At 62.3% G+C, this 23,568-nt stretch carries 31 protein-coding genes; 14 read left to right on the forward strand and 17 right to left on the reverse strand.

The features are described 5' to 3' along the window. Positions 1 to 27: 27 nt before the first annotated feature. Positions 28 to 882, reverse strand: coding sequence for a single-stranded DNA-binding protein (locus ACSSVG_RS23670; protein WP_492419340.1), 855 nt, complete (start codon positions 880 to 882; stop codon positions 28 to 30). 5 nt (positions 883 to 887) lie between these two features. Next, positions 888 to 1,154 carry a glutaredoxin family protein gene (locus ACSSVG_RS23675; RefSeq protein WP_492419341.1) on the reverse strand — a complete coding sequence of 89 codons (267 nt, stop codon included), beginning with the start codon at positions 1,152 to 1,154 and terminating at the stop codon, positions 888 to 890. 246 nt (positions 1,155 to 1,400) lie between these two features. On the opposite strand from ACSSVG_RS23675, the gene ACSSVG_RS23680 reads away from it, so the two are divergent. Next, positions 1,401 to 1,904, forward strand: a complete 504-nt coding sequence (locus tag ACSSVG_RS23680) for a hypothetical protein (RefSeq protein WP_492419343.1) — start codon at positions 1,401 to 1,403, stop codon at positions 1,902 to 1,904. Positions 1,905 to 2,225: 321 nt separating this feature from the next. On the opposite strand, the gene ACSSVG_RS23685 is transcribed toward ACSSVG_RS23680, so the two are convergent. From ACSSVG_RS23685 to dprA, 4 genes are all read right to left on the reverse strand, one after another. Further along, positions 2,226 to 2,585, reverse strand: coding sequence for a hypothetical protein (locus tag ACSSVG_RS23685; protein WP_492419345.1), 360 nt, complete (start codon positions 2,583 to 2,585; stop codon positions 2,226 to 2,228). 250 nt (positions 2,586 to 2,835) lie between these two features. After that, positions 2,836 to 4,170 (reverse strand): ParB/RepB/Spo0J family partition protein, encoded by a 1,335-nt coding sequence (locus tag ACSSVG_RS23690; RefSeq protein ID WP_492419347.1) that lies wholly within the window; start codon positions 4,168 to 4,170, stop codon positions 2,836 to 2,838. Between the two features lie 582 nt (positions 4,171 to 4,752). Further along, on the reverse strand, positions 4,753 to 5,145 hold the full coding sequence (locus tag ACSSVG_RS23695; RefSeq protein ID WP_492419349.1) for a hypothetical protein: 393 nt from the start codon (positions 5,143 to 5,145) through the stop codon (positions 4,753 to 4,755). Positions 5,146 to 5,206: 61 nt separating this feature from the next. After that, on the reverse strand, positions 5,207 to 6,115 hold the full coding sequence (gene dprA / locus ACSSVG_RS23700; RefSeq protein ID WP_492419351.1) for a DNA-processing protein DprA: 909 nt from the start codon (positions 6,113 to 6,115) through the stop codon (positions 5,207 to 5,209). A gap of 499 nt (positions 6,116 to 6,614) precedes the next feature. Between dprA and ACSSVG_RS23705 the strand changes: the two genes are divergently transcribed. Continuing rightward, positions 6,615 to 6,815: a hypothetical protein gene (locus ACSSVG_RS23705; protein ID WP_492419353.1), complete on the forward strand. Its 201-nt coding sequence runs from the start codon at positions 6,615 to 6,617 to the stop codon at positions 6,813 to 6,815. 110 nt (positions 6,816 to 6,925) lie between these two features. Here ACSSVG_RS23705 and ACSSVG_RS23710 read toward each other — a convergent pair whose 3' ends face one another. From ACSSVG_RS23710 to ACSSVG_RS23735, 6 genes are all read right to left on the reverse strand, one after another. Then, entirely contained in the window at positions 6,926 to 7,075 is a 150-nt protein-coding gene (locus tag ACSSVG_RS23710; RefSeq protein ID WP_314326833.1) for a hypothetical protein, read from the reverse strand. A gap of 182 nt (positions 7,076 to 7,257) precedes the next feature. Continuing rightward, the gene (locus ACSSVG_RS23715; protein ID WP_492419355.1) at positions 7,258 to 8,241 is read right to left on the reverse strand and encodes a DUF4192 family protein; all 984 of its coding nucleotides are present in this window, start codon (positions 8,239 to 8,241) and stop codon (positions 7,258 to 7,260) included. Positions 8,242 to 8,320: 79 nt separating this feature from the next. Next, positions 8,321 to 8,671, reverse strand: coding sequence for a DUF3846 domain-containing protein (locus tag ACSSVG_RS23720; RefSeq protein ID WP_492419357.1), 351 nt, complete (start codon positions 8,669 to 8,671; stop codon positions 8,321 to 8,323). Between the two features lie 591 nt (positions 8,672 to 9,262). Beyond that, positions 9,263 to 9,613, reverse strand: coding sequence for a hypothetical protein (locus tag ACSSVG_RS23725; protein WP_492419359.1), 351 nt, complete (start codon positions 9,611 to 9,613; stop codon positions 9,263 to 9,265). Positions 9,614 to 10,188: 575 nt separating this feature from the next. After that, positions 10,189 to 10,464 (reverse strand): hypothetical protein, encoded by a 276-nt coding sequence (locus tag ACSSVG_RS23730; protein ID WP_492419361.1) that lies wholly within the window; start codon positions 10,462 to 10,464, stop codon positions 10,189 to 10,191. Positions 10,465 to 10,536: 72 nt separating this feature from the next. Then, complete coding sequence (locus tag ACSSVG_RS23735) at positions 10,537 to 10,974, reverse strand: hypothetical protein (RefSeq protein ID WP_492419363.1); 438 nt, start codon at positions 10,972 to 10,974, stop codon at positions 10,537 to 10,539. A 507-nt stretch (positions 10,975 to 11,481) separates the two neighbouring features. On the opposite strand from ACSSVG_RS23735, the gene ACSSVG_RS23740 reads away from it, so the two are divergent. The 9 genes from ACSSVG_RS23740 to ACSSVG_RS23780 all read left to right on the forward strand — a co-directional run bounded on the left by ACSSVG_RS23740 (position 11,482) and on the right by ACSSVG_RS23780 (position 17,708). After that, positions 11,482 to 11,706 carry a hypothetical protein gene (locus ACSSVG_RS23740; protein WP_492419365.1) on the forward strand — a complete coding sequence of 75 codons (225 nt, stop codon included), beginning with the start codon at positions 11,482 to 11,484 and terminating at the stop codon, positions 11,704 to 11,706. Between the two features lie 931 nt (positions 11,707 to 12,637). After that, on the forward strand, positions 12,638 to 12,961 hold the full coding sequence (locus ACSSVG_RS23745; RefSeq protein WP_492419367.1) for a hypothetical protein: 324 nt from the start codon (positions 12,638 to 12,640) through the stop codon (positions 12,959 to 12,961). A gap of 57 nt (positions 12,962 to 13,018) precedes the next feature. After that, on the forward strand, positions 13,019 to 14,029 hold the full coding sequence (locus ACSSVG_RS23750) for an ATP-dependent DNA ligase (protein WP_492419369.1): 1,011 nt from the start codon (positions 13,019 to 13,021) through the stop codon (positions 14,027 to 14,029). 176 nt (positions 14,030 to 14,205) lie between these two features. Continuing rightward, positions 14,206 to 14,637 (forward strand): LexA family protein, encoded by a 432-nt coding sequence (locus tag ACSSVG_RS23755; protein WP_492419370.1) that lies wholly within the window; start codon positions 14,206 to 14,208, stop codon positions 14,635 to 14,637. Then, positions 14,630 to 15,928 carry a Y-family DNA polymerase gene (locus ACSSVG_RS23760; RefSeq protein ID WP_492419372.1) on the forward strand — a complete coding sequence of 433 codons (1,299 nt, stop codon included), beginning with the start codon at positions 14,630 to 14,632 and terminating at the stop codon, positions 15,926 to 15,928. Before ACSSVG_RS23755 ends, ACSSVG_RS23760 begins: the two co-directional genes overlap by 8 nt. A gap of 28 nt (positions 15,929 to 15,956) precedes the next feature. Beyond that, positions 15,957 to 16,271 carry a hypothetical protein gene (locus ACSSVG_RS23765; RefSeq protein ID WP_492419374.1) on the forward strand — a complete coding sequence of 105 codons (315 nt, stop codon included), beginning with the start codon at positions 15,957 to 15,959 and terminating at the stop codon, positions 16,269 to 16,271. After that, a complete protein-coding gene (locus ACSSVG_RS23770) occupies positions 16,271 to 16,669 on the forward strand; it encodes a hypothetical protein (RefSeq protein ID WP_492419376.1) in 399 nt (132 codons plus the stop codon). Before ACSSVG_RS23765 ends, ACSSVG_RS23770 begins: the two co-directional genes overlap by 1 nt. A 9-nt stretch (positions 16,670 to 16,678) precedes the next feature. After that, entirely contained in the window at positions 16,679 to 16,822 is a 144-nt protein-coding gene (locus tag ACSSVG_RS23775; protein WP_492419378.1) for a hypothetical protein, read from the forward strand. Next, positions 16,803 to 17,708: a helicase associated domain-containing protein gene (locus ACSSVG_RS23780; RefSeq protein WP_492419379.1), complete on the forward strand. Its 906-nt coding sequence runs from the start codon at positions 16,803 to 16,805 to the stop codon at positions 17,706 to 17,708. The genes ACSSVG_RS23775 and ACSSVG_RS23780 overlap by 20 nt, the downstream gene beginning before the upstream one ends. A 22-nt stretch (positions 17,709 to 17,730) precedes the next feature. Here ACSSVG_RS23780 and ACSSVG_RS23785 read toward each other — a convergent pair whose 3' ends face one another. The 5 genes from ACSSVG_RS23785 to ACSSVG_RS23805 form a co-directional block, all read right to left on the reverse strand. Beyond that, the gene (locus ACSSVG_RS23785) at positions 17,731 to 17,952 is read right to left on the reverse strand and encodes a hypothetical protein (protein ID WP_492419381.1); all 222 of its coding nucleotides are present in this window, start codon (positions 17,950 to 17,952) and stop codon (positions 17,731 to 17,733) included. Between the two features lie 467 nt (positions 17,953 to 18,419). After that, positions 18,420 to 18,602: a YegP family protein gene (locus tag ACSSVG_RS23790; protein ID WP_231339728.1), complete on the reverse strand. Its 183-nt coding sequence runs from the start codon at positions 18,600 to 18,602 to the stop codon at positions 18,420 to 18,422. Between the two features lie 87 nt (positions 18,603 to 18,689). Further along, positions 18,690 to 18,908, reverse strand: a complete 219-nt coding sequence (locus ACSSVG_RS23795) for a hypothetical protein (protein WP_492419382.1) — start codon at positions 18,906 to 18,908, stop codon at positions 18,690 to 18,692. Then, complete coding sequence (locus ACSSVG_RS23800; protein WP_492419384.1) at positions 18,905 to 19,558, reverse strand: GntR family transcriptional regulator; 654 nt, start codon at positions 19,556 to 19,558, stop codon at positions 18,905 to 18,907. Before ACSSVG_RS23800 ends, ACSSVG_RS23795 begins: the two co-directional genes overlap by 4 nt. 38 nt (positions 19,559 to 19,596) lie before the next feature. Then, on the reverse strand, positions 19,597 to 20,472 hold the full coding sequence (locus ACSSVG_RS23805; protein ID WP_492419386.1) for an NAD(P)-dependent oxidoreductase: 876 nt from the start codon (positions 20,470 to 20,472) through the stop codon (positions 19,597 to 19,599). Between the two features lie 109 nt (positions 20,473 to 20,581). Here ACSSVG_RS23805 and ACSSVG_RS23810 point away from each other — a divergent pair, with 109 nt between their 5' ends. The 3 genes from ACSSVG_RS23810 (at position 20,582) to ACSSVG_RS23820 (ending at position 23,553) form a co-directional block, all read left to right on the forward strand. After that, positions 20,582 to 21,370 carry an SDR family NAD(P)-dependent oxidoreductase gene (locus tag ACSSVG_RS23810; RefSeq protein WP_492419388.1) on the forward strand — a complete coding sequence of 263 codons (789 nt, stop codon included), beginning with the start codon at positions 20,582 to 20,584 and terminating at the stop codon, positions 21,368 to 21,370. A gap of 34 nt (positions 21,371 to 21,404) precedes the next feature. Next, positions 21,405 to 22,766, forward strand: a complete 1,362-nt coding sequence (locus tag ACSSVG_RS23815; protein WP_492419390.1) for an MFS transporter — start codon at positions 21,405 to 21,407, stop codon at positions 22,764 to 22,766. A gap of 148 nt (positions 22,767 to 22,914) precedes the next feature. Then, the gene (locus ACSSVG_RS23820) at positions 22,915 to 23,553 is read left to right on the forward strand and encodes an HAD family hydrolase (protein WP_492419392.1); all 639 of its coding nucleotides are present in this window, start codon (positions 22,915 to 22,917) and stop codon (positions 23,551 to 23,553) included. Positions 23,554 to 23,568: the final 15 nt, after the last annotated feature.

The raw sequence follows: 23,568 nt of genomic DNA on the forward strand, positions 1-23,568 counted from the left end.
CAGCGTAGCGCCCCGACAGCCGGTGGTTTAGAACGGGGGTTCGGAGTCGGGCCCGTTGCCCCAGGAACCGGCGTTGGCTGATGTGTTCGCGGCCCATGGGTCGTCTTGCTGGATCGGCTGCCCGGTGGGCTGGTTGCCGAAACCACCCGCGTTGCCGGCGCCCTGGTTGTTGTTGCGCTGGGCGCGGTTTACTTTCGCATTCGCATACCGAAGCGAGGGTCCCACCTCGTCAATTTCAAGCTCTATGACGGTGCGCTTTTCGCCCTCTTTGGTTTCGTAGGACCGGGACTTGAGCCGACCCGAGGCGATGACGCGCATGCCCTTGGTCAGGGACTCGGCGACGTTCTCAGCTGCTTCCCGCCACACACTGGCGCGGAGGAAAAGCGTCTCCCCGTCCTTCCACTCATTAGACTGGCGGTCGAAGGTCCTGGGCGTCGAGGCGATGGTGAAGTTCGCTACCGCGGATCCCGACGGGGTGAACCGCAGTTCGGGGTCGTTGGTGAGGTTTCCGATGACAGTAATAGTGGTTTCGCCGGCCATGATGGTTCCTTTTCCTCGTGCGCTGGTGGTGTTCTCGGTGTCTGTGCTGGTTTCGTTCTGAGGTTCGGTCCCACCCGGTTGGTCGTGGGTGAGGTCGTTGGGTTGGTGCTGGTCCGCGGTGTGTTCGTCCCAGAGGCCGCCGGCCCCGATGGGGGCCCTGCTGATCGCGGCAAGGTAGCGGTCATTGTCGACGCTGTAGGGGATGCCGTAGTAGCCGGCGAAGGGTTCTTCCTTGGCGTCGGGGTAGATCCTGCCGCTGGGGTTGGTTTCCCGGAACAGGTCCACTTCCAACGGGATCCGTGGGCTGATCTTGAACCCCTCCACGGGGTGCGGGGTGGTCACTGTTATCACGCTGCCTTGTGGTTCATGGCGGCTTGGACGAGCTTGTCGCGGCGGAGGCCGGACCAGTGGTCCTGGTCATCGGAGTTGTTCACGATGACGGGCGCCTGGGAGTAGCCGAGCTCTGCGGTGATGTATTCCAGCGCTGCCGGCACTTCGGTAATGTCCACGGGCGTATAGGTGATGCCTTTGGAGTCGAAATACTCCATGGTGCGGTCGCAGTTCGGGCAACCGGGCTTGGTGTAAACCGTGTAATCGGTGATTGAGGAAGTCATTTTCAGTCCTGCGTTTCGTATCAGTTCGGTTAGGTTCGTCTGGCTGACTTACTACCTCTAGTCTAGCTTTTATCCGATTGAATAAAAAGCATTTTACCCCGAATTCTAGGCTCTTTCTTTCCAATTTTGGTAGGTGAGATGCACCGCCAAGGCAGCTTGACAACAGGTATTGTCTTCTTGTTTGACAACAGCTATTGTCTTTGGAGGGGCTGATTGTCCCGGTGGTCACGAGTAGGGGGATTCATCATGTCCGAGCTGGAACAGTACCCGGTTGCGAAAGTGGGCGATCCAGTCCAGGACTGGGATGAGCGGTGGCGTTCGTCGGCCATTCCGGAGGAGGACAAGCCGCTGTGGCGGGATCTCATTTACTGGTCCCAGTCACCGGTGCTGGCGGAGCGTCTTGCTGTGCATGGATGGAAGCCGGAAGACCTGGCTGCCGCGGTGCAGGATCCGTATTACCTCCTGAAGCTGGAACGGAGGCTGGGCAACGATCCAGAGTTGAGGCGAAACAGCGACACTGTTGAAGAGGCGAGGCTCTTGGTACTGGCAGACGTGGTGAGTCGGGTCATCGAACACCGTTTAGGCCTTGCGTTACAGATCCGGCGCAACGCCATGTCCTCGCTTGCGGAGCCCAGGAACAACGAGGGCCTGTCACCGGCCAAAGGGTGGACCTTTGATCGGATAGGCGAATTGGTGGGCCTGACCAAACAACGCGTCCGGGCGATCGTGCGAGGTCGTGGCGGATACTAGCAACTCGGAACATCCTACGGTTGGCGGGTTCGGGGTTGCGGGTAGTAGTCCGGCGGAACTCCCCCGGCTTCTTTAGCAGCTGCCCTGTGCGTTGGGTTCTTGTGCCCGCATCAGGTGATCCCGCTTGTCCCGATGTGTGGTCCCGGCTGAAAAGAACTGTTCCCCAGCGGGCGGCGGGTCGGCGGCGGTTGTCTTGGCCCATGGGGAAGGTACCGGTTTTGGGGTTTAAACAAAGCAGGACCGGCGCGGGCCGGTCCTGCTTTGTTCCTCTCGGCAAAAAGGAAATCTGTGGTTCAGTCTATAAGACTGAAGTCTTGTGCGTCAGCGCGTGGTTCGTGGGTGTGTTGCGCGGTAGCGGCGCAGGAGAAGGTAGGTGACCAGGGCGAGGATGACTCCGATGGCTGCGCCGATGATCAGCCCGGTAATGCTCAGCAGGATCAGGGGCAGGGAGATGGCGGTGACGAAGCCGACGTCGAACGGAAGGGCGTCGGAATCGATGTCCTCCATTCTGGAGTGGGCGATCCCCCATTGGATAAATAGGTAGATCATGGCGACAATCCCGAAGATTGCTGCCCCGATGATCCAGTGCTCCAGGACCTCACTCAGGCCAGGAAACATCTCAGCAAGATAGATTCCCGGGGGTGTCTGAGCGTTCATGGTGGCTCCAATCTGTATTGCCATGGGATGAGCGTAGCGCTGGACTCCGACAAACTCCGGTGGTGAGTCGTGGAGTAGCCGGGTCCCTGGCGGGCCGCGGCATCTTGGTGGGCGTGTGCCTGGTGGCGTTGAATGGCGGTCCGTCGCTGGTGATTGGCTGTTGTGGTTCGCCCTGGCGGCGGACCGCCCGACGTGTGGGAGGTTCCCGGCCCTGTCGTGGTGAGTGGCCGGGGGCCTTGCCGGGCGGTGGGGGGTTCCGCCCGGCAAGGGGTTCTTAGGCCGCTTCTTCTTCGGCTGGTTTGCCGCTGTCGATGATGATCTGCTCAACCTCGCTCGGGGTGTAGCCCCATGTGACGAGCTGGTTCAGGTAGTCCCGGTGGGCTTGTCCCGGGGACCGCCATGAGTCCTTGGCGATGGTGCTCTCATATCCGGCGCAAACGAGCGCGATCAGGGAGAACTCGGGCCGGGTTGGGGACTTGGCCACGTGGTCTTTCAGAGGGTTCCATGCCCATGACTTCTGCCCGTCGATCTTTGCGCTGACCATTACGGCAGCTACTTCTCCGTCGTAGCTCCGGGCGACTTCGGTGTGGTGGGTTACGGCGTGGACGGTGAAGTACTGCCAGCCCTTCGGTGCCTGCTTCTTTGCCAGCAGGGTTTTGACGAATTCCCGGCGCACTGTGGTGGCCGATTCCATGGCCTTGTTGTTGGCGATCAAGGTTTTCCGTTCGGCCTTCTGTTCCTCGGTCATCGGGCCTTTATTGGCTGCTGAGGAGCTGAACCGGTCCCTGAAGCCCAGTTCTTTCCATCCCACGATTACCGGCACTGTGGTGCATTCGCCGTTGTGGTTTTGCGTGATGTAGACGGCGTTGCCGTCTTCCTCGGTGGCCGGTTCCCCGTCTGCCCGGTTCAGATAGCTGACACGTTCGGTCTGGTTATCGTTGTAGCTGGGCTTTTCAACGATGGTGGTTCCGGCCGCTTCAAGCTCGGCGGTGAACGCTGCGAGGGCGGTGGCTGCTGCGCGGTCGTCGCGGAGTTGCTGGGCTATGTGGAACAGCTGCTCGGGTTCGTCCTGGATGACCGATTCCAACTCGGCTGTGGCTTCCTCGTCTCCTTCAAACTCCGCGAGGATCAGCGCTTCGTCGATTGTGCGGCCTTTGGACAGGGCGGCCGTTCCGGCCTCGGATGATTTGGCTTTCAGCGCGCCTTCGACGGCGGGTTTGGGCCGTTTGGTCTTCGTGGCGATCTCGGCGGCTGAGATTCCCAGAAGAGACAGTTGGTGGTAGCCGTCGGCTTCGTCCCCTTGGGTCATCGCTGCGCGGTGGATGTTCTCCACAATCTGCGAGACGATCCGCTCTGCTTCTTCCGGCGACTCGATGATCATCACGGGGATGCTGTCTCGGCCTGCTTCCACGGCTCCGAGCGTCCGGCGCTGTCCCATCAGCACGTGCACGGTGCCGTCGTCCTTGCGGTGGGCGATCACTGGCTCCATGACGCCGTGTTCTTTGATGCTGGCAACAAAGTCAGCGGTCAGGGCGGCGTCTTTCCGGACGTTGATGTCAAGGGTCAAGGTGGTGGGGTCGATCATTTCCAGCGTGGGCGCTGCGTTCATGGTGTTGCTCCTTCTTTTGCCGAGAAAGGTGGTGGGTGGGGCGGCTTAGGTGACCGGCCAGCTCCCCTCTCCCCCCGTTGTTTTTTGGCTGCTGGCGAAGCTTGCGGAGCTGTGGCCGACGGAGGCCTGTCTACCCTTGGGCAAGGTGTGGGAAATTCCCGGAGGAAATAAGCGACGCAGGAGCGCCGGAGGGACATTTCCTGCACCGCAGGCCCCGGAGCTTGCGGAGGGGCTAGACGGGGTGGAGCGGACACATAGAATCCGAAGGACAGCAGCCAGAAAACGTCGTAGACACAACAGGGCCGGGCACGGCGGAGCTCTGCGACGTCGGGACCGGGCCCAACAGCCGGCCACGGAGCGAAGCGGAGAGGCCGCCCAAAGGGGTGCGAGCCCCGCGAGCATGCACCTCCCCTGGCCAACGCTGATCCGCCCAGGTCAATCCCGGCTTGGGCTTGCCGCACGCACCAGGTGATTGGTGCCGGCCCCGTCGCGGGAACGGCGGTCCGCCGCCGGCAACCACCCACCCAGGCCGGCCACCTGCGGCGGACCGCCCGCCCTTGCGAGGCGAACGGCCTACCCCGCTTACGTGGCGCTGTCGATCGCGCGGGTGTTGAACCGGCGGAAGTTGGCGGCGATTTCTTGGGCGATATCGGCTATCGGTGTGCCCGGCGTGATGGCCTTCTCTTCGTCGGCGGCGAACGCCACCGGTTCGCCGTCGTCGTCATAGCGGTCCGGACCGTAGTAGAGCTCGGCCGTGGTGAACGTGGATGCCAAGGGGTCCTTCCAGCTGAATGATCCGGGGCCAACCGTGAATGTGTGGCAGCCTGCGCTCTGAAGGAAAAAGGTGGCGGTACCTCCGCCGGTTTGGTCGACGTGAAGTTCCAGGCCTTCGGCTTTCATCGCGTCCACCAGTTCACGCGCGGGAAACCATACGATCTCTTCGGCGTCCTGTCGACTTTCGGGGCTTTCAGTCATGATCGTTCTTCCTTTACGAATGGGGTGGCGGCCGGGACGGTCGTCCCGGCCACCGGTGGGTTTAGCTGGCGAGTAGTTCGGCCAGTTCTGCGGCATCGGAAACCAGGGCCGCCGTGCCTTCTTTCAGGAGCCTGTGGCAGCCTGCCGAGTTCGCGCTGTGCACGCTTCCGGGTACTGCCGCCACATGGCGGGCAATGGTTTCGGCGTGGTGCGCGGCGTTCAGCGCGCCGGAACGCCACCGGGCTTCGACAACACAGGTGACCCCGGCTAGGGCGGCGATGATGCGGTTCCGCTGCAAAAAGCGGCGACGCGTAGGCGCGTTTCCCGGGGGCTGCTCTGAGACGACCAGACCGTTCGCCCTGATCGCGGCCGCGAGGTCGGCGTTGCCGGACGGGTAAACCCGGTCAAGGCCTCCGGCTGCAACCGCGATGGTCGCCGGTCCGGTGCCGGTAAAGCCAGCAAGCGCACCACGGTGGGCGTGCGCGTCGATGCCGTAGGCCAGGCCGGAGACAATGCAGATTCCACGCTGGGCCAATCCATGGGCCATCTCACCGGTGACAGCTGCGCCGTAGCTGGTGGAATCGCGGGAACCGGTCAACGCTGCCGCGCGCTGTACCGCGGGGATCCCCTGGGTGATGTTCCCGACGTACCAGAGCCCATACGGGGCATCCGGCAGATCGTCGAGGCCGACGGGCCAGTGTTCGTCACCGGGGATCAGGAAACCTCCGCCCAGTCGTTCAATGGTGGCAAGATCCCTTTCTGCGTCCACGTCAGGGATCCGCTGCGCCCAGCGGCGCAGCCCTTCGTTCAATTCCTCTTCGCCGATGTGGCGAAGAGTGTGGGGCGATTGCTCCCCGGTGGCTACTCTCAGGGCCGCGTAGGCGCCCAAGGCGTGGACAAGCGCCCGGCCAGTGGAGTCCTGGGAATCGAAAAGACGAGTCAGGGCGGCGCGTGCAATGCGGTCGTTCATCGTGTTGCTCCTTCTTTTGCCGAGAAAGGTGGTGGGTGGGGCGGCTTAGGTGACCGGCCAGCTCCCCTCTCCCCCCGTTGTTTTTTGGCTGCTGGCGAAGCTTGCGGAGCTGTGGCCGACGGAGGCCTGTCTACCCTTGGGCAAGGTGTGGGAAATTCCCGGAGGAAATAAGCGACGCAGGAGCGCCGGAGGGACATTTCCTGCACCGCAGGCCCCGGAGCTTGCGGAGGGGCTAGACGGGGTGGAGCGGACACATAGAATCCGAAGGACAGCAGCCAGAAAACGTCGTAGACACAACAGGGCCGGGCACGGCGGAGCTCTGCGACGTCGGGACCGGGCCCAACAGCCGGCCACGGAGCGAAGCGGAGAGGCCGCCCAAAGGGGTGCGAGCCCCGCGAGCATGCATCTGAGTCAGCAACACGGGCCACCGTCCCCCACCGCTTTGAAATTCGGCCTTACGTTCACCAAACCAAGTCGATCTAAAGCGAAGGACGCTGCCATGAATACTGAAAGCATCAGGTTGGAACTCTCCCGGATGACCGCGAGGGTTGAAGCGTTGGAGGACCAGCCGCTGTCCCAAATCGTTGCGGCGGCCAGGAGCGAGGCCAAGGTGATCAACCTGAGGATGGCCGAGTCCACGTTGGAGGCCTGGGCCCGTGCCGTTTACTACGGCATTAGGTTCCGGTTCCATCTCCGCTGAGTGCGACTGTGCCTGTAAGGGCAGAAGAGCCGGCTCCCTGGTGGGGCCGGCTCTTCGTTGTTCCTCGGCAAAAAGGAAATCTGTAGTGCAGCGTCGTTGCTGCGGTGGTGCTAGAAGTCGTGGTGTTCCTGGGGGTGGGTGAAGTCCACCGCACCCAATGATTCATTGGCGGTGAGCAGCTGCAGCTCGATGACGTCTTCGAGGAAGCTCGCCCCTGGTGTTGGTTTGTCGTCCTCGGTCAGGATGTATTCGGTTCCCATGCTGGATCTCCTGGTGCAGTGTTCTCGTTGGAATCACTGTAGCCGTGGATCCTTTGCGTTGACTGGGTTGCCGCTGCGCCCGCGCCAGCGTTAAGGCGGCCGGGGGAGCGCCAGCGGAGGAGGCCGCCCCGCTACCTGAGAGGCCGGGCAGGACCGTTGCTGATCCTGCCCGGCCGAACCGGTTAGCTGGTGGGGCGCTTGTAGGCGGTTTCTTGGTTCTTGGCGACTTCTGCGATGTAGACACTGCTGATCAGGTCGTACAGCTGTTCCGCGAACTGGTAGCCGTGCACGTCCTCGACAGCCAGTTTCAGGTAACGCGCGGCGTGCTTTCCCGAGCCTTTGAGCCATTGCAGCCATCCCATGAGGGTCAGCATGGGTGCGCGCTGGCCCTCGGGGACGGCCTTCATCAGTTCGAAGGCAATGGTTTCGGCGTGATCCACGCGCTTCCAGTCCGGGCGTCCGTTGAACTTGCCCAAAATGATGTCAATGACGACGCCGTTGTTCGTGGTGATGATGTCTGCCATAAGGAAGTCCCTGATGTACTTGTCTTGGAACCATGCCGCCAGCTTCCGCGCGGTCTCATGGTCCGGCATTCCGGGGGTCTCCAGCGCAGCGCCCCATTCGCGGCGTGCTTCCTCAACGGATTCCTCCGTGCGGACGGGCACCTGTACCGGCTCCACCCATTTGCCCAGCAACGCCGGGTTATAGACGTCCACGTTCGGGGCGCTTCCCCTGAAGGTCAAAGTGGCGTTGGCGTTGCTGTCCTTGATCTGATCCAGCGGGTTCCGCTCGGTGCTGCCGTAAGCGGCCCAGTGCGTGCTGGTAACGAGGTAGACCTTGCGGACTGGCATCCGTGCGGTGGCCAGTTCGTTGCCCAGGGCCGCGACGTGGGCGGCGTAGGGGAAACGGGCATCGGTGCTGGTTTCGTCGGTGTAGACGACGAGGTAGCAGGCCGTGGCGTTCTCGTCTTGTGCCGCGAGGCTGGTCACCGTTTGGGCGAAACCCAGCGGGGCCGCGTCCATGGGTGCGTCCACGCGCAGCGTGGCGCCCAGCGCTCCGGCGGTGGCGGTCAGCACGACGAAGGATTCGGTGGGGGTTCCTCCGAGCAGGTGCGGGACGTAGGCCAGCAGGTCAGCGGGGCTGGTGAGGGTGAGTTTTTCAGTCATGATGTATGTCCTTCTTTTGCCGAGAAAGGGAGTGGGCGGGGTGGGCGGGAGCCTCGGGTTCCCGGCCACCGGTGGGCGGCTAGGCCGCTGGCTGGATCAGGCGGGTATCGAACAGCACTTCGGCCCTGCGGATGAGGTAGTCCGGCACGTCAGTGTCGTGGTTCAGGCCTGCCCGGCCCAGGAACACGGCGTTCCCGGTTACCGGCAGGTCAAGGCCGGTTTCGTGGAGCAGCTGCACCGCACGGACGTTTGAGGCTCCGGTGGTTTGCGTTTCCGCGTTCAGGTAGACCTGCCAGTCATCTCGGGCGATGCATTCCAGTCCGCCGCCGACGATGATCTGAAGGCTTGTGTGCCGGGCATCAACGCTGTGGACAGTGACGCTTTCGCTCAGCCGCGCCGGGACGTACAGCGCGATCAGGTGGTTAAGCATGTTGCTCCTTCTTTTGCCGAGAAAGGTGGTGGGTGGGGCGGCTTAGGTGACCGGCCAGCTCCCCTCTCCCCCCGTTGTTTTTTGGCTGCTGGCGAAGCTTGCGGAGCTGTGGCCGACGGAGGCCTGTCTACCCTTGGGCAAGGTGTGGGAAATTCCCGGAGGAAATAAGCGACGCAGGAGCGCCGGAGGGACATTTCCTGCACCGCAGGCCCCGGAGCTTGCGGAGGGGCTAGACGGGGTGGAGCGGACACATAGAATCCGAAGGACAGCAGCCAGAAAACGTCGTAGACACAACAGGGCCGGGCACGGCGGAGCTCTGCGACGTCGGGACCGGGCCCAACAGCCGGCCACGGAGCGAAGCGGAGAGGCCGCCCAAAGGGGTGCGAGCCCCGCGAGCATGCACCTCCCCTGGCCAACGCTGATCCGCTCAGGTCAATCCCGGCTTGGGCTTGCCGCACGCACCAGGTGATTGGTGCCGGCCCCGTCGCGGGAACGGCGGTCCGCCGCCGGCAACCACCCACCCAGGCCGGCCACCTGCGGCGGACCGCCCGCGCGGTGACCGGCCCCCAAAAGGGCCGGCCACCCTCCGGTCTACTCGCGGCGGTCGTGGAGCGGGATGGCTCCGTATTGTCCGGCTGCGCGTCGGAATCGTGAGTCGCTGCTGAAGATGAACGTGCCGCCGAACATGTACCACGGGGCGGGTTCGTCGTCTGGGGCGACTGGCTCGGTGTGGGTCACGGTTTCGCGGTGGAAGCTCTCGTTTTTGACTAGCCGGACGGCGGGCCGTTCCTCGGTGGCTTCGAAAACGGGGTCGATGCCCTCGCCGATGACGGTTACCTCCATGACGCGGGCGGAAATGCCCTGATTGGAGAAGTCCGTGCCCAGGGCGTCGCGGTAGATCAGGGCGGTGATGCCTTTGGGGGCTGCGGTGGCGTTGTTCATGGTGTTGCTCCTTCTTTTGCCGAGAAAGGTGGTGGGTGGGGCGACCAATGGTGACCGGCCAGTTCCCCTCTCCTCCCGTTGTTTTTTTGGTTGCTGGCAAGCTTGCTTGCTCGGCGGCCAGCGGAGCCCTGTCTACCCGCAGGGCAAGGGGCGGGAAATTCCCGGAGGAAATAAGCGACGCAGGAGCGCCGTAGGGACATTTCCTGCACCGCAGGCCCCGACTGCTTTTGGAGGGGCTAGACGGGGTGGAGTGGACGCCTACAATCCGGAGGACAGCAACCAGAAAACGTCGTAGACAAACAGGACCGGGCACGGCGGAGCTCTGCGACGTCGGGACCGGGCCCCGCAGCCGGCCACGAAGTGGACGCCCAAAGGGGTGCGAGCCCTGCGAGCATGCTTTCCCTGGTCCCTGCGGATTCGCCCAGGCCAACCCCGGCTCGGGCTTGCCGCACGCATCAGGTGAGTGGTGCCGGCCCCTGTGCGGGAATGGCGGTCCGTCGCCGGCGACCACCAACCTAGGCCGGCCACCTGCGGCGGACCGCCCGCCCTCACTGGGCGAACGGCCCGCCCTCCTGCTAGTGGAAGGTTGGGCGGTGTTCTGCGGCGAACAGGACGGCTATAGCTTCGTTGTGCCAGTCCAGTGCCGCGTATTGCCGGGTGGTGTCCAGTACGGCGGGGTTCACGTGTGCCTCGGTGTTGACGGCTTCCGCCATGCCCCGGATGTGGGCGGCGAGGTCTTCGGCTGCGCTGGCACTGTAGGCCACGGGGGACTTCTCTACGATTGCCGCGAGGGTTTCGAGGAATACGACGGCTTGGGCCGGGCTGTTGGCGATGCTGCGCTTTTCGGTCATTGTTCTTGGTCCTTTGTTGGTTGGGTGCCTTGCCGGGCGGCGGGGTCCGCCCGGCAAGGAGTAGAGGGGCTGTTAGGCGGCGGCTGCTGGTTGGAACGTGGGCGGGATGCGGTAGCGGCTGGGAAGCTCCGCGGCGGCTTGGGGCAGGTCTGCCGGGCCTTGGGCTTGCCCGTTCTTCCAGTGGGAAAAAGCCTGTTCGGTGATCGCGTCCCAGTACCGGGCCTTCGTCCGGTAGAACGTCGTTTTTACGTCGCCTTCGCAGTAGGTGGCCATGCCGAACAGGTTTCCGATTGCGTCGGCGGTGCGGGTTCCGGCGACCATGACATAAGGCCACTGGCCCAAGTCCCACCCGTCCGAGCCCCATCCGGGGATCACGACCCAGCCGTGTTCTGAGATGAGGTCCATCCAGTCGTAGCCGTCATTCATGTGGTAGTTGCCAAGTACGGTGACGCCGTGGATGGTTTCGCCGGTGTCCTCGGTGGTGATCGTCTGGACGCTGATTGCGTTCATGGTGTTGCTCCTTCTTTTGCCGAGAAAGGTGGTGGGTGGGGCGGCTTAGGTGACCGGCCAGCTTCCCCTCTCCCCCCGTTGTTTTTTGGCTGCTGGCGAAGCTTGCGGAGCTGTGGCCGACGGAGGCCTGTCTACCCTTGGGCAAGGTGTGGGAAATTCCCGGAGGAAATAAGCGACGCAGGAGCGCCGGAGGGACATTTCCTGCACCGCAGGCCCCGGAGCTTGCGGAGGGGCTAGACGGGGTGGAGCGGACACATAGAATCCGAAGGACAGCAGCCAGAAAACGTCGTAGACACAACAGGGCCGGGCACGGCGGAGCTCTGCGACGTCGGGACCGGGCCCAACAGCCGGCCACGGAGCGAAGCGGAGTGGACGCCCAAAGGGGTGCGAGCCCTGCGAGCATGCTCTCCCGCTGGTCTTGTCAGACTGGGTTGGTACGGTGAACCTGTCCCGCCTGGTTTCCCCCAATCCCAGGCGGGACACTTATCTCAGAAGGAGGGGTGGCAAATGGGACTGCGAAACATTCTGAGCAGGCTCCGCAAAGCAACGGAGCCATCCGTGGCTGCCCCGGCCGGCGAAGGCGTCGAGCTGGAGGCCGCCTGGGCGGAGCTGCGGCAGACGGTCGATGAGTCCAAGGTGACCTCGTTCCGTGCCTGCAGCCGCACCGGGCGCTCGTGGGCCGAAGACCCTGAGGCGGTGCGGCGGATCGCCCCACGATCGCGCGCATCATGAACGACAGGACTGAAGGGCCGAAGGGCAACCCGGCCCGGTAGGGCGGGCCCCTGTGTGGCAGGCCCGCCCCGGATCCGGTCTAGCCCTTGGGGACTTTTGAGTTGGCGCGGTACGCCAGGATCGCTGCTCCAAGTGCTGTGAGTGAGAGAACGAAGTTCACGATGTCCAGTGGTTCCATGAGGTTTCCTTATCGGTGAGTAGGACTTAGTCTGAGAAGGAGCCGGTGGCCGCAACCAAAGCGGTCACGACCACCGGGTTTCGTAGCTACACCTACTCCCTTGCTTTACGCTTACGCTTCCGAGTTGCAGCTCGGGAGCGTTTGCTTGTTAGGCGCGTGTTCCGCATGGAGAGTAGAGCGATGACAGCTGTCATCAAGCTCACGACCGAAGTCGCGAGCTTGATCGCTTCGTCGATGCTCATGTAGCCACCTCCTTCCTGCCCCGCCGTGCGAGGCCCCCACATCGCAGCCGGTCGAGGGTGGGCCGTCAACCCCGAAGAGCGACCGGGGAATCCCGCGAAATAAGGGAGCGGAGCGACTGCGTGGGATTGCCCGGTTGCGTGGGTTGACGGGTCGGGCCCCCGGACGGCTACGATCAGTGGCCTTGTACGGAGAACAACCCAGCCACATGTAAGGCAAAAAGAAGCTTCTACAGGCCGAAGCGCAGCGAAGGTCCTTATTCTGTCGGTCCCCTGGCCCATGCTTGGATGAGTACTGTGACAACGAGAGGGATGGCTATGATTCCGATGCGAACGAGGATCCGCTACCGCCTCGGTGGTCTTTTATGCCGGCTACGAGGTGACCACCGGCTTTCACTCGTTGTGTCTCATACGTTTGTTCCTGGGCAGGGTGAGCGTAGCGAGAGACGCCCCCTTTGCCGTGTGTGCTGGCAGATGCCGGGCGACTAATCCCAAATACTCAAAGGAGCAATACGTGCTGGGTTTTAAAGTGAACGTCCAGAACGAGGACAAGAGCGCGGAGTTGGAGATCCAGGGTTTCCTGGATCCGGAGACGGCCGAGGGTTTCGCGAACGCAGTTCAGGAAACCCTGCAGATGTGCGTGGAAGAGTACGACGAGATCACCGGTTTCGAGGTTGGCCGTCCCGGCCCCATGGAAACCCGCGATGATGTCCCCGAAGCGGATATTGAATACTTCATTGATCAGATCACCATGTCTGTCATGAATCCCGAACCGGAGAACCTGGTCAAAGGCGAGTCCCCCGTGCGGTTCGCTGTTGAGTACCCCGTGGAGTTGTAGCCGGGCGGCAGTCCTATGGCCTGGCCGGCCGGAGCGGCACGAACAGAACGGGATCCCATGAGCGAGTCCATTCCGCGGGCACTGCAACCACCGGTTGCTGTTGCCCTGGCGAAACTCGTCAAGACGTTCCCCGGACCCGCTGCCCTCCCGGGCGGGATCTGGGCCGAACCCAAATGGGACGGGTACCGGGCCATCGTTTTGAACGATTCTGACGGGGTAACCCTGTGGAGCCGGCAGGGCAAAGAACTCTCTCGCATTTTTCCTGAGCTCTGCGCTGCTGTGCGGGCGCAGGTCCCGCCCGGTGTCGTCCTGGATGGAGAGGCGGTCATCTGGAACGGAGACCGGCTGGACTTCGAGGCGCTGCAGCGCCGCATGGTCAGCTCCCGGGCGGCTCTGCCGGCACTGGTCCACGAGTTGCCCGCAGCGTTCGCGGCCTTTGACGTGCTGGCCGTTGCCGGGCAGGACATCCGGAGTGTCCCGTTCGCGGGCCGCCGGCAGCTGCTCGAGGAACTGGCCCGCGACTGGGCCGCTCCTTTGAACATCTCCCCGACTACCACGGACATGGAACTGGCGAAGACTTGGTTGAAGGACCTACCGGCCACGGGGGTGGAGGGGCTGGTGTTCAAGGGAGGGTCGCAGCCATATGATGGCTCGCGCTCCTGGTTGAAGCTGAAGACAAAAAGCACTTTTGATGCGGTCTGCGCGGCCGTCATCGGCCCGATATCGCAACCTCAGGCCATCATCGCCGGCTTGCCGGTCGATGGGCAGCTGCGGATCGTCGGCCGGTCCACGGTCCTCTCCACCCGGGTAGGGCGTGAGCTGGGCCGCCAGCTCCGCCCCGCGCAGCCCGGGCATCCCTGGCCGGAAGAGATCAGCGAAACTTCGTTGAACAGATTTAGCAAAGACAAGGGCCCGGTTCAGCTGACACTGGTGGAACCGATCGTGATCGAGGTATCGGCCGACGTCGCATGGTCCGGTAAATCCTTCAGACACCAGCTTTCCCTGCTTCGGTCCAGACCTGAGCTTGACCCTGCCGACGTCGAACTTCCCCCGCACCTGGAGAAGTAGCTCGTACCAGTCGCGGTGGACGGGTTGTGCACACTGGCGGGCAGGTGGAGCCCTCCGCACAGCTCAAAGCTGTCCCCTATTGTGTGCAAGCCGTCCACCCCGTCCACGGGGCGGCTTATTTTGTCGCAGGGCGGGAGTACAGTTAATCGAACATAGTTTCGAATAAAAGGTGTGTTGTGGGCGTGATAGTTGGCCCCCGTGTGATAAATGCGGGACTGTCTTTGGTGACGGTGCTGGTGGCACCGGTAGCGGTGGCTGCCGGCTATCCCTCCCCCGCCCAGGATTACTTTGACGGCCGGATCGACCTCAACGAACACTTGGTCAAGGACGTGACCAGCACCTTCATCGTCCGGGTCAGCGGACAGTCCATGGAACAGGCCGGCATCAGTGACGGTGACGAGCTGGTCGTTAACCGGGCACTGGAACCGAAGGACGGTTGCGTGGTCGTCGCGGTCCTCGATGGGGAGCTGACGATCAAGCGGCTGCGGATCACACCCACAGGCGTGATCCTGCAGGCCGACAATCCACGCTTCCCCGATATCGAGGTTCCAGCACTGGCGGAACTCTCGGTGTGGGGCGTTGTCGAGCGCTGTTTACATTATGTCTAAGCCCGCGGTGATGCGCCGGATGCAGGAAATCGCGCACGTGGACGTCAACTGCTTCTACGCCTCGGCCGAGCGCGCTTTCAACCCTTCGCTGGAGGGCAAACCGGTAATCGTTCTCTCCAACAACGACGGCTGCGCGGTCACCCGCTCACCCGAAGCCAAACGCCTGGGCATTGCCATGGGTGATCCGTGGTTCAAACTCCGGCCCCGGGCCAAGGAATGGGGCTTGGTGGCCCTGTCAAGCAATTACGAACTGTACGGGGACATCTCCGCCCGGGTGATGGAGCTGCTAGGCCGCTACTCGGCCTGGCTGGAGGTCTACTCCATTGACGAGGCTTTCTTGGGCGTGAAGGGCGAACCGGACGAGCTGCTGGCCCTGGGCCGGGAGATGAAGGCCGCGTGCCGACGGCACGTCGGCGTGCCGGTCTGCGTCGGAATCGCTCCCACGAAGACGCTGGCGAAGCTTTGCAACAAGTGGGCCAAGAACAACCCAGCCTTCAATGGTGTCTGCCGCTGGGAGTCAGTGCCGGCCGAGCAGCGCGAAACACTGATGGCCAAGCTGTCGGTCGTCGAAATCTGGGGCGTGGCCAACAGGCTCACCAAGCGCCTGAACGCGATGGGGATCTTCTCGATCCTGGACCTGACCCGGGCGAACCCGGTAGCGATCCGGGACAAGTTCTCTATCGTCATGATGCGCACCGTCCTGGAACTGCAGGGAACACCGTGTATCCCGATGGAAGAGGAACGGATCGGCCGGGACCAGCTGATCTTCTCCCGGTCCTTCTCCACCCCGATCACCACCACGGCAGGGTTGCGGCAGGTCATGAGCGTTTACGCGCAAATGGCCTCTGCCCGTCTGGCCAAACACGATCTGCAGGCCAAGGTGCTGACGGCGTTCGCGGCGACGTCGCACTTCAACCCCAACGAAAAGTCCTTCCCCTCGGTCTGTCTGGCGTTGCCGATGCCCACCGCGGACCCGGTGCTCCTGACCCGGGCAGCCCACGCGCTGCTTCCCCAAATCCATAAGGGAGTGAAGTACGTCCGGGCCGGGATCATGGTCACCGATCTACGCCCGTCCGGAAACCAGAAGCCCTTGGAGTTGTTCGAGAACCCGCACGAAGAACGCGGCATCGGAATTCTGCTCGAAGACGTGGCCAAACGGTACGGCCGCGGCTCCATCGGCCTCGGCCATGCCGGGATCAAGGGCGGGCCCGACTGGTCCATGAAACGCGACATGCTCTCCCCCAGGTACACCACCCACTGGGACGAACTCCCCCTCGTCAAGGCCGCCTGACCGGCGCCAAGGTAAGAAAGGAAACGCAATGACCCTTGCACCCGAACACCCCACAACCGGCCATGAGGTCGGTGTCCGCTTCACCCCCGACGGGATGCCCATGGCGATCCGGTATGACGGCCGGATCTGGATGGTCGATCCCGACGTCCACACCGCGCACTGGTTCACCAGGGACTCCTGGTGGGAAGCACGGAACCGGGCAGCCGTAGGGACCGGCGACCTGGTCAGCGTTGAGCATTGGCAGGTCCAAGCCACCCTTCCCTCCGCCAACGCAGAGCTGCGCACCTTCACGCTGCGGCGGGAGCCCTTGGCTACCGCGTGGCAGCTCGAATCCATCAGCTAGTGCCCGCTGATTTGTACCGCTACCCCGTTCCGGAGCAACTGTGGGAGCGGATCCGCAACGAGTTTCATCTACCGAGCCTGGAACAGGTCCACGAACGGCTCTCCGCCATTCACGAGGATCCCGAACCAGCCATGCGACAACTCGCACGGGTCTTTATGGACGGGGGAACGTTTTGCCCTGGTTACCAGTTCGAACCTGACCTGACCCTGAACACCGTGGTGGTGGCACTCTTCGAACGGGCCATGGAGCTGCGGATCCCACATAATTATTTCGCCCTGTGGATGATGGTCCCCTCTCCTGCCCTGCAGGGGACCCGGCCCGTGGATCTCCGACGCAGAGGCAAGGCCTCCCTGCTGCATGCGACCTTGGAACAGACCTTCTTGGAGAGTGCGGCCTAGGATATGGGGGTGAAAGTGATCCTTACCGTAGTGGCCGGCAACGGCGAACTCAGCTACGTGGACGCCGAGGCCGAGACGTACGAAGACGCCAAAGCTGCCGCTGAAGCACTGATATCGGAAGGCTCTAAAGCCATTGCCATCCGCACGGACTAGCAAGCGCCCCAAGAGCCGGGACAAACGAAGCGCAGAAGAAACAGCCCAGCTGATAGCCGAGTTTTACAAGGAGAACGGGTACCTTCCGACTCAGCACACACCCCCGACCGGCGAACACAAACGCCTGGCCCTCGCTCTCCAAAGATTCCGTAGGCTCAAAGCTGCCGGGAACCTGCCCGATGACGCTGCCCGCATCCTGGAACAGGCGCACCCGGGCTGGACCGCCCGGTCCGGACACGCCACCGAACTGTGGCACAGCAGAGCGGACGAATTCATTGCCTGGGTCCAGCACCATGGCCGATTCCCGCGGCCCTCCGCTGAAAACCCTGCAGAACGCTTCCTCAGTAAGTGGCTGCACCGGCAACGACACGATGCCCGACGGGAACGTTTTCCCGACCGCGTCAAGGAACTGGATTCGCGCCTGCCCGAATGGCGTGAGACGTTTTCGGACCAGAACAGACAGTCATACGTCGAATCGGCCCAGCAGATAGCCGCCTATGTACAGCAGACCGGGAGTCTGCCTGCCCCTGACGGTCAGAGCGGGAGCGAGACAGAGCGGCTTGCAGGGGTTCTCATTGTTTTGCGAAACCAGAAACGGCGAGGTCTGCTGGCCAAGGAAGCCACCCAGGCGCTCGATGCTGCGTTCCCTGGCTGGCTGGACGGGGTCACGCTCAACGTCGAACGTCACTGGCAAAGCAGGGCCACCGAATTCATCGAATGGGTCAAGGAGAACGGCAGGCACCCGCACCGCAGCGCCTGGGACCCCAAAGAACGGGCACTGGCCGGTTGGGTCGCCAGGCAACGGGTCCATGCAAAGAAGCGCCAATACCCTCACCGCATCAGGGAACTCAACGCACGCCTGCCCGAGTGGAACTGCCCACCCTAGACCTGGACGGCACCGGGCAGGGTTACTTGTCGGCCCAGCGTTCGTGCGCGGCTTGGCGGCTGATCCCGGCGGCCCGCCCGATGTCGGTCCAGGAAGCGCCGGCTGCCTTCGCGGCCGCGACGGTCTTATCCAGCCTGTGCCCGGCCTGTCGGTGCTCCTTCGCCGCTGCTTCCACACCCAGGATTGCCTCGGACGGTGCGATGTGGACATGCCATTCCTCCTGAACGGCGTCCTCCACCTCCATCGAGACATACGCGGCGTCCCCTAAGGGGACGTATTCCTTGCGCGTAGCAATGTCAGACTCTTCAGGCGTGAGGACCCGTTGCCACAGCTCTCCCTGCCACCCACAGGTGCAGGCACCACGCCAGTCATAATGAGGTCGTGCGGGACGATCTCCTCATTGGGGTCGGATTCCCCTGCCGGTTGGTAGTGTCGGGTGATCCCGTGGAAGAGTATTCCCGCACTGGTTGAGCTTCCTGAGAGGCGTCCGTCGGGTGCGATTTCAGCCACATAGCCCTCGTGTTGGTAGTCGTTGGATGTCCAGCCCATGGCTTCATGCCTTCCTGTCAGGGTTTCCTGACAGGAAGTCTTGCAGTAGTCGCCGACAAAAACCAGAACCGCTAAACCACGCACCTGACGCAGCAAAGCCCCCACTGCTGCTCTCCGGCAGCTTGCGGGGGCCTTGCGTTCGATATGTGGCGGATCGCGGGGCTATGAGTCGGTCAGGTCCACGACGTCGGAACCGGCGTTGTTCTTCACCGAGGTAATGCCGCTAAGGGCTGCGGCCTTGGTGGTGTATGACTCACTGCTGGCGATAACTTCACCGTTGCCGGCCTTCAGCCGGAACCGGAAGCCACCGGACTTGTCTTTGTAAACTTCGAATTTTCCTGCCATGCGTGATCCTCCTTCATGATGCCCACCCCCACGGGCGGCAATACGGGGAACTGCCCTAACGAGGCCAATCCTAACCGCGCGGGTACCTCACTCGGCTGATTCAATCAGTTCTGGTCCGTTGTTCCGGACGCTATTCACACGGGTGCTGGCAATCCGGGGGTCAACGTTGGTTCCGGCAAGGAATCCAGCAAGCCCTGGCCGGGCTTTATCGGCCAGGCCCGGATCGAGCCATTCCGCAAAGCGGTCCGGCGGAATGATGACCGCTGACCGGTCGTGGATGCCCCAACGCGTCCTGCGTCCTGTCATTCCGATCGAGATCCGACTCCACGGATGTGATCGGCCATCGCGGCGCGTGCACTTCCGGGATCCCCTGACCTTACGGCTTGAAATATTGCGCGGTGCTCTCGCACGGACACGTCGAGGTCACTCACGCCAGTGTCGCCGAAAAGCCTGAATCGTTGGAAGTGGATCGGCAGGGCTTCGAGGGCGCTGGTCATGAAACGATTGCCGGACGCTTCGGACAGAAGTGCGTGGAACTCGGCTGAAAGCCTCAAGTACTCTTTGTATTCCTCATATGTGACACCGCCGTGGGTGCCTTCCGTTGCCTGAAGATTAGCCTGCAGCTGATCCAGCAGCTGAGGCGTGATGTTCGTGGCGGCCATGGACGCTATTTCCGGCTCCAGGATCATCCGGGCATGCTTGAGCTTGACGACTTCGTCGCTCGAAAGCGGTTGACTCACTATAAACCCACGCATTGGCAGGCGTTCTACCAGATTGTCACCGACCAGCAGCTGGAGGGCTTCGCGTACGGGAGTGGGACTAAAACCAAGTGCGGTGGATAATTTCGAGATCCTGATCGGATCCCCGGGTTTCAGCGTGCCGTCCATGATCATCTCGGCTAACCGGCTGTATGCGGCATCCGTGAGTGGAAGGCGTTGCTCCGGCAGGCTGGTCATGGATCCAAGACTATCGGCCGCGTGGACCAATATTCGGTTCACGCTCCTTCCCGCCCCGCAAGGAACAATTCTTGAACCACTGAGTGGTCCAGGGCTCCCTGCCCATTGGCGACGACCTGTGAAAACAGGCTTTCCAGTAGTTTCAGCAGCGGAGCGAAAGCACCGATTTCCTCAGCGCACTGACTGGCATAGCCCAAATCCTTGAGTTGGTTGACCGCGCTGCCGCCGAGAGAGTATTCCCTCCCCAAAAGCTTTTGGACTTTCAAGTTGAGCACGGCGCCGCCCGCGAGGCCGCCTGCAAGGATTTCGGCAAGGTTGTCCAGATCGAGTCCTGCACGCGAGGCCATGCTGAATGCCTCCGCGAGTGAGGTGAGGGTTCCTGCCACCACCACTTGATTGCAAAGCTTTGCCATCGAACCGGCACCGAGCTGCCCCATGTAGCGGACCGTGCTCCCCAGCACTTCAAGAACGTCCCGGGCAACGACGAAATCGTCCTTGTCGCCCCCAACCATGATGCTCAGCGTGCCTTCCCTGGCCCCACGGTCACCACCGGACATGGGTGCATCCAGAACCGCTATCCCATATGGGTTCAGATCTGCCGCCAAATGACGCACCTTGGCAGGCGAGGTCGTACTCATCACGATGAGACAGGCTCGCTTGCTTCCCCACCGCTGCAACGTTTCCTCATCCAACAGCTCCCGTAGCTGGTCAACGTCGGGAAGGACCGAAAGGACGAACTCGGCAGCGGCCTCTGCAGGCGCCGTCGCGACAGTGGCGCCCAGCTCGATAAACGGCTCAGCAACAGCAACCGTTCGGTTCCACACCGTGGTTTCGATCCCTGCTGCTAGCAGATTCCGGGCTATAGGACCCCCCATTGGGCCCAACCCAAGAACGGCGACGGTCGCACTCTTCATGACTCTCCTCGTTGACGATGACCTTCAAAGTCTAGACGGAATAAAATTTTATCTGTAGGGTTTGAGTCGTTTCTACACAAAATAAAATTTTATTCTCGAAGGAGAGAACATGGCTTTGACCCCATATCCCGCTTCAGCCTTCCCCGCTCAGCCCGCTGCCATCGTCACCGGCGCCGCTTCTCCCAGGGGCATCGGACGGGCAACTGCCCACAGGTTGGCCAAAGACGGCTGGGCCGTGGCGATCTTTGACCTGGACGAAACGTCCAGCAAGGACGTCGCGAAAGAGATTGCCGACACCTACGGCGTCCAGAGTCTGGGTCTGGGTGTCGACATCTCAGACGAGCAAGCCGTGATCGACGCTGTCCGCCGCGTGGACGAGGAACTGCCCCAGCTGGTCGGTGTGGTGAACAACGCGGGGATCTCATCACCTGTTCCATTCCTGGACGTCACCACCGAAGAATGGCGCCGTGTCTTCGACATCAACGTTCACGGCACGTATTTCGTAACGCGCGAAGCCACCAAGATCTTCGTCCGCGAAGGCTTGGGGCGAATCGTCAATGTCTCCAGCGCGTCCGCCCAGCGCGGAGGCGGTGTTTATGGCCGGGCCGCTTACTCCGGATCAAAGGCCGCGTTGCTTGGCATGGCCAAGACCTGGGCCCGGGAACTGGGACAGTTCGGCATCACCGCCAACAGCGTGACCCCCGGATCGATTGACACCGACATCATGGGTGGAAAATTGACGGATGAGCGCAAGGAAGTTCTTCTTCAGGAACTGCCCGTCGGCCGGGTGGGCACTGTCGACGACGTTGCCGGTGTCATCAACTTCCTGCTCGGCCGTGAGGGCGGTTACCTGACCGGAGTGACGTACGACGTCAACGGCGGATCCCACATCGCCTGACACTGATCCTCGGTCGTACAAAGGAGTAATCGACATGACGACAACAACGACGGCTCAACCAGCTGAGCTTGAAAAGTCCACCATCAAGAAGATCACGGTCCGGCTCATCCCTTTCCTGATCCTGCTCTACATGATCAATTTCCTTGATCGCACGAACGTCGGGTTCGCCGCCAAGGGGATGGAAGCTGATCTCGGTATTACCGCCGCGGCCTACGGGGCAGGGGCCGGAATCTTCTTCCTCGCTTACTTCCTGTGCGAAGTACCCAGTAACGTGGCCCTGCACAAATTCGGAGCCAGGGTCTGGATCTCCCGGATCATGCTGACCTGGGGCGTCATCGCCACGGCAATGGCCTTCATACAGTCAATCGAGCACTTCTTCATCCTCCGGGTTCTCCTCGGGGCAGCCGAAGCCGGGTTCTACCCGGGCATCATCTTCTTCCTCTCGCTCTGGTATCCGGCGAGGTACCGCGCCCGAGTTATGGCGTGGTTCTACCTCGGCATTCCAATGGCCTCGGTCCTGGGCGCACCTTTGTCCACGGCACTGATTTCGTGGGGTGAAACCATCGGCTACGACGGCTGGCGGATGATGTATTTCGTTGAAGGACTCCCGGCGATCATCCTCGGCGTGGTGACTTTCTTCTACCTCACAGACCGACCAGAAAAGGCCAAGTGGCTCAACCCTGAACAACGGCAGTGGCTCATTCATGACCTGGCACTGGAAGAGACCGTCAAGGATCTCGAAGTCAGGGCGACATCATCGCATTGGGCACAGATCAAAGCCGTCCTTCGGAACAAGTTCGTATGGGCCCTGGCGTTGATCTACTTTGGAATCACGTCCGGATCAAACGCGATGAACTTCTTCCTCCCCAGCGTTCTGCAGACGTTCCAAGAGCGCCTTGGCCTGGGGAATGACATCATGACCATCGGGTGGCTGACAGCCATCCCCTACGCCGTCGCAGCCGTCGCCATGACGTTGTGGGCCCGCCGCAGCGACCGGCATAATGAACGCAGGTACCACGCGGGCGGCGCAGCGATCGTCGCTGCTGTGGCGATCACGGCGGCGCTACTGATCAACAGCCCCGTGGCGATCATCCTTGGCTTCGTGGCCTTGGCGTCAGGGGTCTACTCCGCCGTCAATGTCTTCTGGTCTGTGCCGTCGCAGCTATTGACCGGGGTCGGAGCGGCGACTGGCATCGGACTGATCAACTCGGTTGGAAACCTCAGCGGGTTCACGGGACCGATGATCATCGGCGCCATCAAAGACGGCACCGGATCGTATACCCCGGCCTTCTTGGTCATCGCTGCCATCGTGTTCACCGCGGGCGTCTGCTTCATCGCCCTGATGCGCAAGAAACGCTTGGTAACCATCGACGTGCCCGTCCCCGCAATCCGGTGACGAACATCGCCCAAGCAGCGGGGTGAACAGCAAGGCTTCCGCGCGCAGCAGACATCCAGCGGTTGTTCGGCCCGCGACGCCCTAGGGCGTCGCGGGCCCGCCCAGGGCCATGACGAACCAGTAGGTTGTCCCACAAGGGAGGGTTTCGATGTATACGAGCAACGAGCGCGAAGAGCTTCTTGAAGTATTGGGACCGAAAGCGGTGGGTGCAAACGTCATCTGGGACTTCGACGGTGTCGTTGCCCATTCGGAACCCATCCACGAGCAGAGTTACATAGTGCTCGCGGACAGGCGGTCGCACACACTTCCGGAGGACTATTTCCGGTCCCTGGTCGGCCATACCGAGAGGTGGATTTGGGACAGGCTCCTTGATGCCGGATTTCCGGCCGACCGTGGTGAGGTCGAAAACCTCCGGGCGGAGCGTTCCAAAGTTGTAGAGACCCTTGCCCGTGAAAGCCTTGACCCATCGTGGTTGGCGTTAGCCCTCATGCCGGTCTTCGCAGCCGTCGCCCGCAGGCAAACAGTTGTCTCCAATGGGGACCCGGAGTTGATTGGTTCGCTGCTTCGCCAATGGCACCTGTCATCGTTCGTATCCGTGGGCCTCAGGGAGGCGGCAGCCGACAAGGAACAGTTGTTCCGACGGACCTGCCAACCGCCGGCCATCGTCCTCGAGGACAGCGATGCCTTTTTGTCATTGGGTCGCGATCTGGGGGCGTTAACCGTGGGGGTACGGCATTCGCATAACAGTCAGGCAGCTCTACCTGCTGACCTCCTGGTGCAGTTGTAGGCGAATGGCGCAGTT

The sequence above is a fragment of the Paenarthrobacter sp. E2MeOHC11 genome, assembly GCF_058744955.1.